Raw genomic sequence first — 16,161 nt, 5'->3', positions numbered from 1 at the left:
CTGTTGGAGCGAATCTGCACCGTGCGCGGCCATGCGGACATGGGCGTTGGGGCCGCGTCCCGAGCCGGCGACGACGCCCGCCTGGCCGCGTCCCCATCTTGGCAGATGAGGCCGTTACCACCCCGTGATTCGCCGTCGCAGCGGCCTGATGGTCTCCTCGCTTCGCGCTTACTTCGGCAACGCGGCCAGCCACGCCAGCACGGTCCGGGACAGTTCGAGGCGCTGATCGGAATAGGCGTGATCGGTGGGCAGATGGACGGTGGTGACACGGGTATCGCCGGCCTGGCGCAAGTCGGCGGCGAAGGTCTGGTTGGCGGGCGCGAGTCCGTCATCGGAAGTGATGATGAGGGCGGTGCGATCCTTCAGTGTGCTGACGCTGGACGGGAAACTCCAGTGGGACGCATGGGCGGCCAGTTCGCGCGCCAGCCCGTCGGGTGTGCAGCCACTCAGCGGTGCCATGCCTTCGTTGCCCAGGCCGCTGGCCATGTCCTTGATGGCTTGCGCCTGGCCATCCTTGCGCACGAGTTGTTGCATGTGTCCCGCCATGTCCGCCGCCGAGAGAGTGGCGAACGCCTTGATGGCGGGGTCGGCGGCAGCGGCCTCGACGGTCATGAAGCCGCCCATGCTGTGGCCGATCAGCACGATGCGTTGCGGATCGAGGCGCAGCGTTTTGGCCACCTCGGGTTGGCGCAGATAGGCGATCGCGGCGGCGGTGTCTTCGATGCCGTGGGCGAATGAGAACTTGCCGGGCGTGCCCCAGGAGCCGCGATAGTTGAAATACAGCACGTCCCAGCCGGCGCGGCGGATGTCCTGCGCCAGATCAAGATTGCGCTCGTTGCCGGGAAAGCCGTGCAGCAGGATCACCACCGGGTGCGGTCCGGCGCCGGCAGCGACGTAGACCAGCGCGTTCATCAGCGAGCCATGGCTGGGAATCTGCATGGTCTGCATCGACGCGCGATCGTTGCCCGGCGCGGCCGACACGAGCGCATCGGTCACGGGTTTCGGGGCGGCTTGCGCCGGAGCCTGCAGCGGAATGCCTGCCAGGCCGATGGCAAGGCAAGCGGCCAGAAATTGGTGCAGCGAGCGGTGGTTCATGCGTGCTTCCCTCTGCCTGATGGAATCGATGTGGGTGAACCGCCGCCGCAGCGTATGCCTTCGGTGGCGGCAGCGGGTAGTGCCGTTGCTTCAATGCAGCTGCAACTGTGCGGGAGCAGGATGGCGACAGGTTCTGCCTCGGTTCGAGCGCGGGCAGCGCTGGCTGGTCGGAGACACGGCGTGGCCGCGGCAAAACGGGTCGCTCTGTGAAAGGTGGCGGCGCACACCACTCCGGCCGACTCTGCGCCGATGACGGTGACGCCGTCTGACGTGCAAGGTGCGGGCTTTCTCCCTTCGGTAGACGAGGCGTGTGCTTTGGCGATCGCCATTCTGCTCGTTTCAGGACTACCGCGGCCACAAGATCATCACCCATCTCGGTGGCGTGCTCGGCGGCTACTCGGTGGTGGTGATCATTCCGGAGCGGCACGCGGCGTTTGCCGTGATGCTCAACGCCGAGGACGCCGGCACCCTGCTCGCGATGCGCGAACACCTGCTGGATACCTTGCTGGGGCTGCCGTCGCCCGACTGGATCGGCGGCTACCGGCAGATGTTCGATGACATTCATGCCGCGGCCACGACGGCACTCCGGGCGCATCGCGGCGATACGCATTCCGCCGGTGGTCCGTCGCTGCCCTTGTCCGGGTACGCCGGCATCTATCGCGACCCGTGGTACGGCACGGCCACCATCGTGCACGGTGGCAAGGCCGGCTTGAGCATCAGCTTCGACCGCTCGCCCGGCCTGCACGGCACGTTGGAGCACGTGCAGTACGACACGTTCCGCACGCGCTGGGCGATGCCGGAGGTGGAGGACGCCTACGTCACCTTCGCGCTCAAGCCCGATGGCCGCGTCGAGCAGATGACGATGAAGGCGATCTCGCCGATCGCGGATTTCAGCTGGGATTACCAGGATCTTCGCTTTGTGCCGGTGCCTGCTGACAAGTAACGTCCTGGACTTGGTGCACGCGGCGTTCCCGTTGGATACTCCGGTGACCCATCGCGCCGAGACACGCCATGCTTCCCCGTCTTCTGTTGACGCTTTTCTGCCTGTTGCCGGCGGTGCCTTTGCATGCGGCAGAGGCGCCGGCGACGCGCACCATCGTGCTGGTACGCCACGGCTATTACCTGCCCGACGCGACGGCTGACAAGAAACTGGGTCCGCACCTGGCGCCGATCGGCGTGGCCCAGGCCCGCCTGGCCGGCGCGCGGCTGTCCGGCCTGCCGACACGGTTCGATGCCTTGCTGGTGAGCCCGGTGCAGCGTGCGCGCGACACCGCGGCGATCATCGGCGAAGACTTTCCCGGACGCCATTTCGAGGTGGTGGACGATCTTGCCGAATGCACGCCGCCGACGCGGCGCACCGAGGTCACCGCGGATGAGAAGCCGGCCGACCTGGCCGCCTGCAAGAAACAGTTCGACCGGTTGTTTGCCCGTTACTTCAAACCGGCGATCGGGTCGGCGCAAACCGCATTGATGGTTTGCCACGGCAACGTGATCCGCAACATGGTCGTGCGCGCACTTGGCGTGGACAGCAGAGCCTGGCTGGAGATGTCGGTGGGCAATGCCAGCATCACCCGAATCCTGGTGGAAGCGGATGGTCGCTTCAAGGTCATCTCGATGGGTGACGTCGGGCATATTCCGCCGAACCTGCGCACCGGCGCCACCGGCGATCCGGAGCGCAGCCTGGCGGTTCCCGCGTTGCCCTGATCGTACTGGCGGTGCTTCAGGACACCGTGACCGGGAGTCAGCTGCCTCGAACCGGTCGGCTCAGCATTGCGTACGTCCACCGGCCAGCTGTTTGCACGGATGAAACACCGGTTCCTTCGGTGGCGGACGGTGATGATCGCCATCGCCATCCCCGTGGTGACCATGGTCATCCTCGTGGTGACCATGACCGGGACGACGGTTCGGATACGGCGCCCAGTAGGCCGGCGGCGGGTTGTACGCCTGCTGCTGTTGCAGTTGATCCTGATAAGCATCGTTCTGCTGGCGCAAGGCGTCGTTCTCGCCCTGCAGACGATTGCGCTCGGCCGCCTCGTCGACCAGTGCCTGCTGCTGTTGCCGCTCGGCTTGCTGCTGTGCGGCGTAGGCCTCATCGGCCTGCCGTTGCTCTTTCTCGTCCTGCGCCTGCTGGCGGGCTTCGATGCGCTGCCGGTAGAGCCCTTCCAGATGATGCGAGGTGGCGTAGTTCTTCGCCAGCGTGTCCTGGCCAAGGCGCAGGTAGCGATCGATGATCTCGCTGTCGTCAGCCTGATGCAGCAGTTCGCCGCTGCCTTTCGGGCAAGGGTGGTCGGTGTAGCTGACTTGGCCGCCCTGGGTGCACTTGTAGATGTTCTGGGCGCCGGCGGCTCCTGCCGCGCCCAGCAGCAGGATCGCCATGCATGACAAGTGGATTCGGTTCGGTCGGACTTTCATGGTGGCACCCATCCTGCGTGACCTTGCATGGGCAACGATGTTGCCATCGTACCGGTTAGGGGGTGCTGAACGTCGGACGACAGCAGGCCCCGTCCGAAAGTGGCGCTAACGGATCGGCATTGGCGACGGGGGCGTGGTCTCGATCGTCCGGCCAGCCTCCCGCCATGCGCGCAAGCCGATGACGGCAAGAACGACGAAGCCGGCATACAGCACCGATGTAATCAGCAGATGCTTGTAGACGTATTCGCCCACGTAGATCACGTCCACCGCAATCCACAGCCACCAGGCCGCCACATGCCGGCGCGCCTGCCACCATTGCGCCACCAGGCTGAAAGCGGTGAGTGCCGCGTCCAGCCACGGCAGCGCGGCGTCGGTCAGATGGTGCATGAACGCACCGAGCGCGATGGCGCCGACACTGCCGATGGCCAGGTGCAGCAGCGCCTGTCGGCGCGGCAAGGGTGCCACCTGCACCTTGCCATCGGTACCCAGATGCTGCAGCCAGCGGTACCAGCCGTAGCCGATGAAGCCGGCGAACGCCAGTTGCAGCAAGGCATCGGAATACAGCTTGGCGTCGACAAACACCCACGCATAGATCAGCACCGACACCAACCCGATGGGCCAGCACCAAGGCTGGCGTCGGGTGGTGAGCCAGACGCCAAGGGCGCTGACAATGGCCGCGAGGAGTTCGACCCAGGTCATGTCAGAACGCGAACGTCAGTGACAGGCGCGCCAGCCGCGGCGCACCCGGGAACAGATAGCTGTCGCCGCCGGAGCTGCCGGTGTCACGCCAGTAGAAATGATTGAACACGTTGTCGACGCTGAGCCGCCAGGTCATCGCGTGACCATTCCACTGGCTGGCATAGCGCAAGCCGGCATCGAACACGTTGTACGCCGGCACCCGCGTCAAACCGTTCGGCGTGGCCACGTTGGAGCTGGCGTAGCGCCAGCCGCCGAGCAGGCCGAGCTGGGGGGCGAACGGCAGCTGATAGTCGAGATACACGGCGCTGCGCAGGCGCGGCACGTTGACGACCTGGTGGCCTTCGTAGCTCGGGGAACCGGTGCCGTCGGCACGCGCGCGGATCAGGTTGATGCTGGCGGTGAGGCGCAGGCGATCGGTGACTTGTCCGGCAGCGTTGAGCTCCAGCCCGCTGTGCACTTCGTTGCCACGCTGCACGAAGGTGAAGCCTTCGGCGCTTTGATCGGGCCGGGCAAACTGATAGGGCTGGCGGATGTTGTACAGCGCCGCGGTCAGGCTCAGCGCATCGCTCCAGGCGTACTTCACGCCGGCTTCGGTCTGGCGCGCCAGCAAGGGGGCAAGCGTGGTGCCGCCATTCGACGTCCAGTAAGGCGCCTCATTGCCCAGCGACAGGCTTTCGCTGTAGCTGAGGTAGGTGATCAGCCGCGTGGTGGGCTGCCACAGCACCGCCGCTTGCGGCAGCATCTTGCTGATCCGCGTGTCACGTTCGGGTACGCCACTGGAGTCGTAGGCACGTTCGTGCAGGCGCACGAAACGACCACCGGCCAGCACCTGCCACTGATCACCCAGATGCAGCCGATCCAGCGCGAACACCGAGTGCTGCCAACTGGTCAGCCGGCGTACCGAGCTGCCGGGCTGATTCGGCGACGGGGCGAAGTAGGGTGGGTCCACCTGATTGATATTGCCGGTGCCGACGTAGTCGTAGACATAGGGGCGACGATCGATGGTGCGGCGGAATGCGCTGGTGCCCAGGCTGACTTCATGGCTGATCGAGCCGGTCTCGAACGTTCCCTTCAGTACTGCGCGGGCCTCGTCGTTGACGCGGGTGTCGTCGGGGCTGCGGTAATCGTAGATGTCGTAGTCGCCGTTCGGGGCGAAGAACCAGCCGGGTGTGGCGCCGCTGGCGCAGTCGGCGGAATAGAAGCAGCCGTAGGCGAAAGCGACATTGTCATCGATCACCGCGCGGCTGTGGCTGGCCGAGAGCTGGGCCGTCCATGTGTCACTGAGGTGGTAATTGAAACGCAGCGTGCTGTTGCTGGCATCGATGCCGACCGGCTGCTGCCACGGCTCGAAGCCGAGCAGGCGGGTGCGGCTGGGGTGCGCCGGAATCGTGCTGCCGCCGAGCAACTGGTAGCCGGAGGCCGAGCGCTGTCCGCTGGTCTGGTAGTTGCTGTCTAGTTGCAGGGTCGCGTCCGGGTTGATCTTCCAGTCGGCGGCCAGCGAGACGAAGCTGCGGCGGCCGTCGGCATGCTGGACGTAGGAGTTCATGTCCTCGTGCGCTGCGTTCACGCGCACGCCGAAAGCCGGGCTGAGCCAGCCGCCGACGTCCAGAGCCAGATAGCGCGAGCCGTGCGAGTCGGTGCCGACGGTGGCGCTGCGCACATCGGCCGGGCGCTTGCTGACGTAGTTGACCAGTCCACCCGGGGCGACCACGCCGGCTTCAAGGCCGCCCAATCCCTTGAGGATTTCCACCCGCTGCTTGTCTTCCAGCGCAATGGGTTGCTCGCCGACCAGACTCATCTCGTTGAGCTTGTAGCCGGTGGCCAGGTCCAGCGCGTAACCGCGAATGGCGACGTCCTGGTAATAGCCGACCGGTGCATAGCTGTCGCCCAGGGCGGCATCGCTGCGCGCCAGTTCGCTTAGCGTGCGCGGCTGGCGGTCGTCGATCTGGTCGCGGGTGATCACGGTGATCGCAGCGGGCGTGTCCTGCAACGGCGCGTTGCCGAAGCTGCCGAAAGTGTCCAGCTGCGAGTTGTCGGCGTTGTAGCCCTTGTGGCTGTTCGCGTTCACGTGCACCGGCGACAGGCGGGTGGCCTGCGGTTCGCTGGTGGTGTCGGCAGCGCGAACCGGCGCCATGATCGCCAGCAGGGCGAGGATCAGGGGAGTGCGGGGAAAGGGCATCGTCATCGTCGTCGTCAATAGGGTGCAGACGAAGCGACGGCGACCCGGTTCGTCGCGAGGACGCACCGGATCTGCAAGCTCCCTACGCCGGTATTAACCGGGTCAGGTTCCAAGGGACTCTCTCAGCCCGGCTACGCCGGGCACCCCCGCTTCAAGAACGCGTATTGAACCACGGATCGGCGCGGCTTGCTCAGGCGCCGTCGCGGATGGCCCGGAGCAGAGCCTGCCCGTGGGACGTCCGAAACCATGCGGCATGGCCGCGCAGGAAGGTTTCGCAGGCCACGTCGGCATTGGCCGTGGACTGCGTGATGGCGTGGTAGTACTCGACTTCGGACAGCGCGAAATCCACGTGGACCAGCGGCAGCAGGTTGGCCAGCAGGTCCCGGTCCTCTGCGCTCAACGGCCGCTGCCGATGATAGCCGTCCATCAGTGCGCAGGCGATGTCGGGATGGCCGATGTCTTTGTTTTTTCCAAGTTCGAGCCATGCGATGGCGTTGCGCTCGATCGCGGTGGCGAGGTCGAACAGGGCGAAGTTGCGCGCCGCTAGACCAAAGTCGAGCACGTCGGTGATCTGCGGATGCGCGGCATCCACCCGCCAGCACAGGTTGGACACATGCCAGTCGCCGTGTGTCCACAGCTCCGGTTGCGCCTGCAGTGGTCGCTGGGCGGCGGCATGCCAGGGCGAGATCAGCTCGGCGAGTTCGGTTGGCCAGTCACGGTGGCGTAGGTAGTCAGCCAGCCCTGGTCGTGCAGGGAGTTCCGCGCGCAACGCGGCGACCGGGTCGCTGGCGCGGATCAACTCGCTGCGCGCGACCAGGATGTGCGTGTCGCGCTGCGGCGCGTCGTAGCCTTGCGCGGCATCGTGGAGCACGGCAAGCATGTTTCCCGCGCTGCGGGCGTGATCACGATTGGGCAGCGGCTGCCATGAAATCGTGTCGCGATACAGGTCGACGCCAACGGCGCGTTCGTGCACTTCGTAAACCCAGTCGCCGACCGCCACGGCGGTTTGGTCCTGCGCGTCATGCAGTACGGCGGGAATCGGCACGCCGTTGCCGCGCAGGTGGGCGATGAAGCGGTGCTCTTCGGCCAGGGTGGCCGTGCTGCGAACGCTGCGGTGGTGGCGTTTGACGAAGACGGTGCCGGCTCCGACGTGCACCAGACACGCGGCCGACAACGGGCGCGGGCTGTGCCACTGGATATCGCGCACCGGCCCGAGTGCCCGGTAGCGGTCAAGCAGGTGGCGCACTTCGTTGCCGGTCAGCGCGGGCCAGTCCGGTGGCGTTTCGTCGCCGGCCAGCCCATGGGCGAGGTGGGGCAAATCGTTCATGTGACATCCACCGACGGTCAAGCGCGGGATTATCCCTTGAAAGTCCATTCGGCGGTTCTCGGTGGCGCGAAGGCAGCGACTACGCGGGCAAAGACGCGCCGAACGTGCCGTCACCCCGAAGGCTTTTCCCGACGTCGATCGACGGCCGTGCGTCGTCCGGCATGCTCACGTGCTGGACAAGGAGATCGGTGCCGACTGTTGATGCGGCGCTGCTGTCAGCTCTGGCGCCGGTCAGCCATCGCAGTCACGCTCCGGTCGGTCGTCGCTGGCGACAGGCGCACACGGGGTGGCGAGCTTCAACGAACCTATAATGAGCGACTGTTCCGGAGCTTGCCGCCAGCCCATGAGTGCGATGCTGCTGTTGTTCGTCTGCCTGATTCTCGGCTCCCTGGTGGCGCGTTACGCGAAGCCACCGGCGGGGATGGTGCACGGGATCAATTGGTGGGTGCTGAATGTGGCGCTCTCCGCGCTGGTGCTGGAGCTGATTCCCAAGGTCAGTTTCGATTCGCAACTCTGGTTTCTGGTCGCCGTGATGTGGCTGACTTTTGGCGGAGCATGGCTGCTGTTTGGTCTGCTGGGCCCACGACTGGGCTGGTCGCGGCAACGTACCGGCGCACTGATTCTGGTCTGCGGGCTGGGCAATACGTCGTTCATGGGTTATCCGCTGATGCAGGCCCTGCACGGCAAACAGGGTCTGGCGCTGGCGGTGGTGGCCGACCAGTTGGGCTGTTTTCCGGTGCTGGCGATCGGTGGCATCGTGGTGGCTTCGCTGTATTCCGGCCGCAAGCCCGAGCTGGGTCTGGTGGCTCGGCGCATCTTCACTTTTCCGCCGACCATTGCGCTGCTGGTCGGGATCGTGGCCGGACTGTTCGGCGGATGGCCGCCGCTGCTGGAGGGTGTATTCGCCCCGATCGGCGCCACGCTCACGCCGCTGGCACTGTTTTCGGTCGGCCTGCAGTTCAAGTTTCATCCGGGTCAGCGACAGCTGGGCGCGGCGAGCTGGGGGTTGGGCTGGAAACTGTTGCTGGCGCCGCTGCTGTGCTGGGCGCTGGGAGCGGCGGCAGGAGTCGACGGCCTGGTGTTGACGGTGGGCGTGCTGCAGGCGGCGATGGCACCGATGGTGTCGGCGACGATCCTCGCTGACGAGTATGGGCTGGAGCCGACGCTTGCCAATACCGTGCTGGGCGCCGGCATCGTGATTTCGCTGCTGACCATTCCGCTGGGCAATGCCTTGCTGCCCGGCTGAGCCATTCCTTGCGTCCGGCATGGAGTCCGCCGAAACTAGGGCCAATGAGGGCAGGGGAGCTCGGGGCATGGCAGGTTTTCAACTGATCAAGCGATGGTTCGGCAACGACCATGGCGAACGTCGTGCGGTGCCACGCAGTGGCGAGCCCAGAGGCGCCTGCATTCTGGTGGTGGATGATTCGGCCACCATTCGCGCGGTGATCGGCAAGATGCTGACGCAGAATGGCCATTTGGTGCTCAAGGCAGCGGATGGCGAGGAGGCGCTGACCATCGCCCGTCGCGAGAGTCCGGACCTGATTTTCCTCGACATCGTGATGCCGGGCATGAGCGGTTTTGCCGTGTTGCGTGCGCTGCGGCACGACCCGCTGACGCGGAACATCCCGATCGTGATGATCAGCGGCAACCTGCAGGCCACCGAACAGTTCTATGTGCAGCGCTTCGGGGCCGACGATTTCATGAAGAAGCCGTTCGGTCGGGGCGAGGTGTTTGCGCGGATCGAGCACCTGACCCACAGTGGACGTCTGGTCGTGCGTGAGCGTGCTGCGGCAGAAGCGATGGTGGGCGAGTCCGCGCACAGCGAGGCCGAGCAGGCCGCGATTCCCGATATCGCGATGCCCGACCCGCACGACATGATTGCGCCGGTCACCACGCCGGACTGAATGTGGGTCGTGGCGCGACAATGGACGTCATGAGCAAGTCCATTCCGGAAGGATCCCGCACGACGCGCGTCGACGTCTGGTTGTGGGTGGCGCGTTTCTTCAAGACCCGCAGCCTTGCCAAGCAGGCCATTGACGGCGGCCACATCGACGTCAATGACGCCGGTTGCAAACCGGCAAGAACGATACGCGCGGGCGACCGCCTGAAGATCAGTCGCGGCGAGGAGCGGCTCGAAGTCGAGGTACTTGCGTTGTCCGAGCGTCGTGGCCCGGCAAGTGTGGCGCAGACTCTGTACCGCGAGACCGAGCCCAGCCGCCTGGCGCGCGAAGCAGCCCGTGAGTTGCATCGACTGGTCGGTGCCAGCGGTCCACAAAAACGTCCGGACAAACAGGCGCGTCGTGATCTGCGCCGACTCAAGCACGATCGTTGAAAGGCGGTGAAGCGACCTGCCTTTCGACCTCGTTACGGATGGCCGGATTCATGTGAGCGCGTGCTGGCTTGCGATGGAATACGCCGGCAGGAGCGTGATTGCCGCAGGCTCTGAGCAGTGCATCGCAGAATAAAGTGCGTGGATGGGGGAATATTCCTTGAAATCCGACGGGTTGGCGCTTTCGCCAGACCGGACAGTTCGCGAGCTTGCACGGCAAGGACATGCACAGATGAATGGCATCGGCTTCTTCAAGCGTCTGCTGGGCACCCATCCGACCGGCCAGCATCGGCAGTCACAGGCACCGCTCGGTGCGCGCGTGCTGGTGGTGGATGATTCGCCCACGATTTGCGCCGTGCTGGGCAAGATGCTGCGCCAGGACGGTTATGCGGTGATGAAGGCCGGTGATGGCAGCGCGGCGATCGAATTGGCGCGCAGCGAGCAACCGGCGTTGATCTTTCTGGACATCGTGATGCCCGGCATGAACGGCTTTGCGGTGTTGCGCACGCTTCGCCACGATCCGCTGACCCGGGATATCCCGATCGTGATGATCAGCGGCAATCCGCAGGCCACCGAACAATTCTACGTGCAGCGTTTCGGCGCCGATGATTTCATGAAAAAGCCGTTCGATCGCGACGAGGTCTATTTGCGAATCGGCCAGTTGGTGGATTCGGGGCGTCTGCCGCCACGTGTTCCGGCCTTGGACGGCGAGCTTGTGGCGGGGCCATCGGTGGAATGGTCCGGCGAAGATCTGGCCGATATCCCGGATATCGCGATGCCCGATGCGGATGTGACTTCCCCGTTGGCTGTTTCAGCCACCCCGCAGCCGATCATCTTGAACGTGGCCCGCGGCGTCGGCTGACCGTCCTTTCCCGGCGATCCGTCAGTCTTCTTCCGCCTCGCGGTAGATCGGCACGTCCGGATTGCGGCGGAAGGTGAAGATCAGACTGGTCTCGATGTGCGCCACTTCGGGCCGGGTGGTGAATGCATCCAGCGCGAAATCGCGCAAGTGGTTGCTGTCGGCGACCGCCACGTGCAGCAGGTAATCGTTGGCCCCGGCCACGTGATAGAACGCCAATACCTCGCGCAGAGTCAGCAGATAGGCGTGAAACGCATCCAGGTCGTCACGCGAATGGCGCGCCAGTCGCACGCTGATCATCGCCTGCAAGCCGATACCCACGGCTGCCGGGGCGATCTCCGCGTGGTAGCCGCTGATCGCTCCGCTCTCGCGCAGGCGGCGGACCCTTTCCAGCGCCGTCGAAGGCGCCACGCCCACGCGTTCGGAGAGGGTTTTGTTGGGTAGCCGAGCGTTCTTCCGCAGCTCGCGCAATATCGCGAAGTCGATTCGATCCAGGCGCATGAAAAGGGCTTTCTCGAAATATAATTCGGTGGAGAGTTTTCAGGATAACGGATGATTCTAGTATCAGTGCAATCTATCGAATGGGGTTGCGCTGATGTCACGTCTCGAAACGCTTGGTGTGCATGCCGGTCGGGAAGATTTCAGCGAACTGGGCGTCCACGCGCCGCCACTGGACCTGTCGACCACGTATCCGGTGCGCGACCTGGCCGAGGGAACGGAAAGTTTCGACGCGCTGGTCGGTGGTGCGGCGACGGCGGCCAACCCGATCTACGCGCGCCTGCACAACCCCACCGTGGCACGCTTCGAGAATGCGCTGGCACAGCTGGAAGGCACCACCGACGCGGTCGCGTTCGGCTCCGGCATGGCGGCGATGTCGGCCTGCCTGCTCGCTGCGGGCCAGCGCGGCAAGCATGTGCTGGCGGTGCGCCCTTTGTACGGCACCAACGATCACCTGCTGAATTCCGGCCTGCTCGGCATCACCACGCGCTGGGTGACGCCGCAGGACGTGGCCGCGGCGATCAATGCGGATACCGCGCTGGTGATCATCGAAACGCCGGCCAACCCGACTCTGGATCTGGTCGACATTGCCGCAGTGGTGAAGGCAGCCGGCACGGTGCCGGTGCTGGTCGATTCCACCTTTGCCACGCCCGTGTTGCAGCAGCCGGCCTCGCTGGGCGCCACCCTGGTGTTGCACAGCGCGACCAAATTTCTTGGCGGTCATGGCGACGTGATTGCCGGCGTGGTCGCCTGCAACGCCGAATGGGCTTCCGCGCTGCGCCAGGTGCGCGCCGCCACCGGCGGCCTGCTTCATCCGCTGGGTGCGTACCTGTTGCATCGCGGTTTGCAGACGCTGTCATTGCGTGTGTTGAAGGCGCAGGACAACGCGCGACAGCTGGCCAAGCGGCTGGCGGCACATCCGGCGGTGGCGAAAGTCTGCTACCCCGGCCTCGGCACGGTGGCGAATGCGCATCTGGTGGATACGCAGATGCACGGCCCGGGCAGCCTGATGGCGTTCGAGATGCATGGTGGCCATGCCGCGGCGAGCGTGGTGATGGCGGCGGTGAAGCTGGCCACGCCGGCGGTAAGCCTGGGCTCGGTCGATACGCTGATCCAGCATCCGGCCGGACTGACTCATCGGGTCGTGGATGCCGCCACCCAGGCGCAGCACGGCATCACGCCCGGACTGTTGCGGTTGTCGGTCGGCATCGAGCATGTCGAGGATCTGTGGGACGACCTGAGCCAGGCGCTGGATGCAGCGCGGCTCAGCGAAGCGGCCTGAGAAAGATGCCGCTCTGGCCGGGGAGGTCGGGGCGATGAAGTTTGGGGAGAGGTGTCGTCGGTCCTGATCATCGACGATTGGCCAGGGAGGGCCTGGAAAGGTCGGCGTCGTGCGACGCCGACCTTTTTTCATGCGCGCAATCCGCGCCATCAGCGACCGGAAATCAGCCCAGTGACTTGAGTCGATACAACGCCTCGAGCGCTTCGCGCGGGCTCAGTGCATCCGGGTCCAGATCTTCCAGCGCGCGCTCGGCGGCCGAAGGTTGCGCCGCTGCAAACAGGCCCAGTTGCGGCGAGGCTTCGGTGGCGCGCGCGGGTGCATTGGTGTGCTGATGCATGCCGCGCTCCAGTTCGGCCAAGGTGCGCCGGGCGTCGGCGATCACCGACTTCGGCAGTCCCGCCAGCGCAGCCACCTGCAGGCCGAAGCTACGGTTGGCGGGGCCGTCTTTGACCGCATGCATGAACACCAGTTGCTCGCCGTACTCGACCGCGTCCAGGTGCACATTGGCAATGGTGGGGAACTCGCTGGCCAGTTCGGTCAATTCGAAGTAATGGGTGGCGAACAGCGTGTAGGCGCGGCAATGGCGCGCAAGATGCACCGCTGCGGCACGCGCCAGTGACAGCCCGTCGTAGGTGCTGGTGCCGCGACCGACTTCGTCCATCAACACCAGACTGTCGGCGGTGGCGTTGTGCAGGATGTTGGCCGTCTCGCTCATTTCCACCATGAAGGTCGACTGGCCGCGCGAGAGGTCGTCGCCCGCGCCGATACGGGTGAAGATGCGGTCGATCGGGCCGATCACTGCGCGACTGGCCGGCACGTAGCTGCCGACATGGGCGAGCAGCACGATCAGCGCGTTCTGCCGCATGTAGGTGGATTTGCCGCCCATGTTCGGGCCCGTGATCACCAGCATGCGACGGCTGTCGTCCAGCTTCAGGTCGTTGGGTTCGAACGGCTCGTCGCGGACTTTTTCCACCACCGGATGACGGCCGCGCTCGATCGCGATGCCGGGTTCGTCGGTGAGCTCCGGTGCGCTCCAGTCCAGCGCCTCGGCGCGCTCGGCAAGCGTCGCCAGCACGTCGAGTTCGGCCATGGCGCTGGCCGCGGCTTTCAACGGTTCGAGCTTTTCGGTGAGCGTGTCAAGCAGCGTCTCGTACAGCGCGCGCTCGCGCATCAGCGAGCGTTCCTTCGCCGACAGCACCTTGTCCTCGAAGCCCTTCAGCTCTTCGGTGATGTAGCGCTCGGCATTCTTGGTGGTCTGCCGTCGCGTGTAATGCGTGGGCGCCTTGTCCGCCTGTGCCTTGCTGATCTCGATGTAATAGCCGTGCACGCGGTTGTAGCCGACCTTGAGCGTGTTGATACCGCTGGCGGCTTTCTCGCGCTCCTCCAGTTCGACCAGGTACTGGTCGGCATGCATGGACAGGCGGCGCAGTTCGTCCAGTTCCGCATCGTAGCCATCGGCGATGACTCCCCCGTCGCGCTGCAGCACCGGCGGATGTTCAACCACGGCACGGACGAGCAGGGCGGCGCTGTCGGCGTGGTCGCCGATGCGCTGCACCAGCGCACGCAGCAACGAAGAAGGCTCTTGTTGAAAAGTGCGGCCAGGGATGGCCGCTTCCTGATTTTCGCGATCAAGGATGATCGCCCCAATACCCTCCGCCGCGGCGAGGCCGTCGCGCAGGGTAGACAGGTCACGCGGTCGCGCCGAACGCAACGCCACACGGGCGAGGATGCGTTCGAGGTCGCCGATGCCGCGCAGCTGTTCGCGCAGGCCCTCGTGCCGGCGGCTGTCGATCAGCATGCCGATCGCCTGGTGACGCTGGCGCAACCGCTCGCGCGAACGCAACGGCCGGGTCAGCCAGCGACGCAGCAGGCGCGCGCCCATCGGCGTCACTGTCTCGTCGAGCACGCCAAGCAGGCTGTGTTCGGTGCGGCCGCTGGGATGGGTATCCAGTTCCAGATTGCGGCGGGTGGCGGCGTCCAGTGCAATCGTCTCGCTGGCGCTTTCCACCGCCATGCCGGTCAGATGCGGCAGCGCGCTCTTCTGGGTTTCCTCGACATAGCCGAGCAGGCAGCCGGCGGCAGCAACGGCCAGCGGCATGCCGTCCACCCCGAAACCGCCGAGGTCACGGGTGCCGAAGAAGCGGTTGAGTTCGCGCTTGGCCGCGTCCGCATCGAAATGCCACGGCGGGCGCTTGCGCAGGCCGGGCAGGGCGCTGACCAGTTTCGGCCAGGCCACGTCCTCGCCGACCAGGGTTTCCGCCGGTTGCAAGCGCGCCAGTTCGGCCGCCAGCGCTTCGGCACTGGGCACTTCGCTGAGCAGGAAGCGGCCACTGGACAGGTCGACCCAGGCCAAGCCATGGGCACCCTGCGCGCCGGCGGCAATCGCCAGCAGCAGGTTATCGCGGCGGTCTTCCAGCAATGCGGCGTCGGTCACCGTGCCGGGCGTGATGATGCGCACCACCTTGCGCTCGACGATGCCCTTGGTCAGCGCCGGATCGCCGATCTGCTCGCAGATCGCCACCGACTCACCCAGCCGCACCAGCCTGGCCAGATAATTCTCCGCCGCGTGGTACGGCACGCCGGCCATCGGGATCGGTGCGCCGCCCGACTGCCCGCGCTGGGTCAGCGTGATGTCGAGCAGTCGCGCCGCCTTGCGGGCGTCATCGAAAAACAGCTCGTAGAAATCGCCCATGCGGAAGAACAACAGAACGTCCGGATGCTCCGCCTTGGCGGAAAGGTACTGGCGCATGAACGGGGTGTGTTTGGTGAGATCGTCTTGGTTCATGCAATGCAAGTCTTGGCGTGGTCGCGCGGAACGGGTAGAACGGTGCCTCTGCGCGTGGCGCAAAGTGCATTCAAGTCCGGGAGTCTCGCATGGAGTTGTCGTCTGTTCCTACCGATGCCGAGTTGTTCGAGTTGGCCAGCGAGGTGGCCAGCGAGGTGCAGCGTTGCCGGTTGATGCTGGTGACGGCCGAATCGTGCAGCGGTGGCTGGATCGCCAAGACGCTGACCGATCTGCCGGGCAGCTCGGCCTGGTTCGATGCCGGCGTGGTGACCTACAGCTACGAGGCGAAGGAGGCCTTGCTGGGTGTCAATCCGCGCACGCTGGAACAGGCCGGAGCGGTCAGCGAAGAAACTGCCCTGGAGATGGTATCCGGCGCACTGGCGCGCTTTGGTGCCGGCGTGGCGGTGGCGGTGACCGGGATCGCCGGACCCTCCGGTGGCACCCCGGACAAGCCGGTCGGCACGGTCTGGATCAGCTGGAAGCGGCGCGGTGGCTACGGTCACGCGAAACTGTTCCAGTTTCCGGGCGATCGCGAGGCCGTGCGCCGGCAGACGGTGGCGGCGGCGCTCATCGGCCTGCGCAAAGCGCTGACGGAATAAGGCGCCATCTGCCGCCAGACCGGCTTGACCGGTGTGGGATACTGGCTCGGCAATCGGCGATCCCGCGTGATCGCAGCCCGTGAGATTCGATCCGGGC

15 protein-coding genes and 1 riboswitch are annotated in these 16,161 nt (G+C 65.6%); of the genes, 8 read left to right on the top strand and 7 right to left on the bottom strand.

Going from position 1 to position 16,161, the window contains the following annotated elements; genetic code table 11:
- Nucleotides 1-168: 168 nt before the first annotated feature.
- Nucleotides 169-1,095 carry an alpha/beta hydrolase gene (locus tag ACVWWQ_RS04560; protein ID WP_133949633.1) on the bottom strand — a complete coding sequence of 309 codons (927 nt, stop codon included), beginning with the start codon at nucleotides 1,093-1,095 and terminating at the stop codon, nucleotides 169-171.
- 310 nt (nucleotides 1,096-1,405) lie between these two features.
- Between ACVWWQ_RS04560 and ACVWWQ_RS04555 the strand changes: the two genes are divergently transcribed.
- Both ACVWWQ_RS04555 and ACVWWQ_RS04550 read left to right on the top strand, forming a co-directional pair.
- Entirely contained in the window at nucleotides 1,406-2,038 is a 633-nt protein-coding gene (locus ACVWWQ_RS04555; RefSeq protein WP_133949635.1) for a DUF3471 domain-containing protein, read from the top strand.
- A 68-nt stretch (nucleotides 2,039-2,106) separates the two neighbouring features.
- On the top strand, nucleotides 2,107-2,799 hold the full coding sequence (locus ACVWWQ_RS04550) for a histidine phosphatase family protein (protein ID WP_133949637.1): 693 nt from the start codon (nucleotides 2,107-2,109) through the stop codon (nucleotides 2,797-2,799).
- Nucleotides 2,800-2,859: 60 nt separating this feature from the next.
- Here ACVWWQ_RS04550 and ACVWWQ_RS04545 read toward each other — a convergent pair whose 3' ends face one another.
- The 4 genes from ACVWWQ_RS04545 to ACVWWQ_RS04530 form a co-directional block, all read right to left on the bottom strand.
- Nucleotides 2,860-3,507: a DUF4124 domain-containing protein gene (locus ACVWWQ_RS04545; protein ID WP_208321603.1), complete on the bottom strand. Its 648-nt coding sequence runs from the start codon at nucleotides 3,505-3,507 to the stop codon at nucleotides 2,860-2,862.
- Between the two features lie 105 nt (nucleotides 3,508-3,612).
- Nucleotides 3,613-4,206, bottom strand: coding sequence for a nicotinamide riboside transporter PnuC (gene pnuC / locus ACVWWQ_RS04540; RefSeq protein ID WP_133949639.1), 594 nt, complete (start codon nucleotides 4,204-4,206; stop codon nucleotides 3,613-3,615).
- Nucleotide 4,207: 1 nt separating this feature from the next.
- Nucleotides 4,208-6,391: a TonB-dependent siderophore receptor gene (locus ACVWWQ_RS04535; RefSeq protein ID WP_133949641.1), complete on the bottom strand. Its 2,184-nt coding sequence runs from the start codon at nucleotides 6,389-6,391 to the stop codon at nucleotides 4,208-4,210.
- Nucleotides 6,392-6,447: 56 nt separating this feature from the next.
- Nucleotides 6,448-6,543, bottom strand: a riboswitch (TPP riboswitch).
- 32 nt (nucleotides 6,544-6,575) lie between these two features.
- Nucleotides 6,576-7,712 (bottom strand): phosphotransferase, encoded by a 1,137-nt coding sequence (locus tag ACVWWQ_RS04530; RefSeq protein ID WP_133949643.1) that lies wholly within the window; start codon nucleotides 7,710-7,712, stop codon nucleotides 6,576-6,578.
- 352 nt (nucleotides 7,713-8,064) lie between these two features.
- Here ACVWWQ_RS04530 and ACVWWQ_RS04525 point away from each other — a divergent pair, with 352 nt between their 5' ends.
- The 4 genes from ACVWWQ_RS04525 to ACVWWQ_RS04510 all read left to right on the top strand — a co-directional run bounded on the left by ACVWWQ_RS04525 (nucleotide 8,065) and on the right by ACVWWQ_RS04510 (nucleotide 10,903).
- Nucleotides 8,065-8,958, top strand: coding sequence for an AEC family transporter (locus ACVWWQ_RS04525; RefSeq protein WP_133950900.1), 894 nt, complete (start codon nucleotides 8,065-8,067; stop codon nucleotides 8,956-8,958).
- 67 nt (nucleotides 8,959-9,025) lie between these two features.
- Nucleotides 9,026-9,616 carry a response regulator gene (locus tag ACVWWQ_RS04520; RefSeq protein WP_099651716.1) on the top strand — a complete coding sequence of 197 codons (591 nt, stop codon included), beginning with the start codon at nucleotides 9,026-9,028 and terminating at the stop codon, nucleotides 9,614-9,616.
- Nucleotides 9,617-9,645: 29 nt separating this feature from the next.
- Nucleotides 9,646-10,044 (top strand): RNA-binding S4 domain-containing protein, encoded by a 399-nt coding sequence (locus tag ACVWWQ_RS04515; protein WP_133949645.1) that lies wholly within the window; start codon nucleotides 9,646-9,648, stop codon nucleotides 10,042-10,044.
- Between the two features lie 229 nt (nucleotides 10,045-10,273).
- A complete protein-coding gene (locus ACVWWQ_RS04510; protein WP_099651718.1) occupies nucleotides 10,274-10,903 on the top strand; it encodes a response regulator in 630 nt (209 codons plus the stop codon).
- A gap of 21 nt (nucleotides 10,904-10,924) precedes the next feature.
- On the opposite strand, the gene ACVWWQ_RS04505 is transcribed toward ACVWWQ_RS04510, so the two are convergent.
- A complete protein-coding gene (locus tag ACVWWQ_RS04505) occupies nucleotides 10,925-11,401 on the bottom strand; it encodes an Lrp/AsnC family transcriptional regulator (RefSeq protein ID WP_133949647.1) in 477 nt (158 codons plus the stop codon).
- 94 nt (nucleotides 11,402-11,495) lie between these two features.
- Between ACVWWQ_RS04505 and ACVWWQ_RS04500 the strand changes: the two genes are divergently transcribed.
- Entirely contained in the window at nucleotides 11,496-12,680 is a 1,185-nt protein-coding gene (locus ACVWWQ_RS04500) for an aminotransferase class I/II-fold pyridoxal phosphate-dependent enzyme (RefSeq protein ID WP_133949649.1), read from the top strand.
- 163 nt (nucleotides 12,681-12,843) lie between these two features.
- Here the strand turns inward: ACVWWQ_RS04500 and mutS are convergent, their stop codons facing one another.
- On the bottom strand, nucleotides 12,844-15,465 hold the full coding sequence (mutS, locus tag ACVWWQ_RS04495; protein WP_133949651.1) for a DNA mismatch repair protein MutS: 2,622 nt from the start codon (nucleotides 15,463-15,465) through the stop codon (nucleotides 12,844-12,846).
- 89 nt (nucleotides 15,466-15,554) lie between these two features.
- Between mutS and ACVWWQ_RS04490 the strand changes: the two genes are divergently transcribed.
- Entirely contained in the window at nucleotides 15,555-16,064 is a 510-nt protein-coding gene (locus ACVWWQ_RS04490; protein ID WP_099651722.1) for a CinA family protein, read from the top strand.
- Nucleotides 16,065-16,161: the final 97 nt, after the last annotated feature.

The organism is Rhodanobacter sp. TND4EL1 (assembly GCF_054061035.1).
The sequence above is the reverse complement of the archived record's forward strand: the minus strand, read 5'-3'. Positions and strand labels throughout refer to the sequence as shown.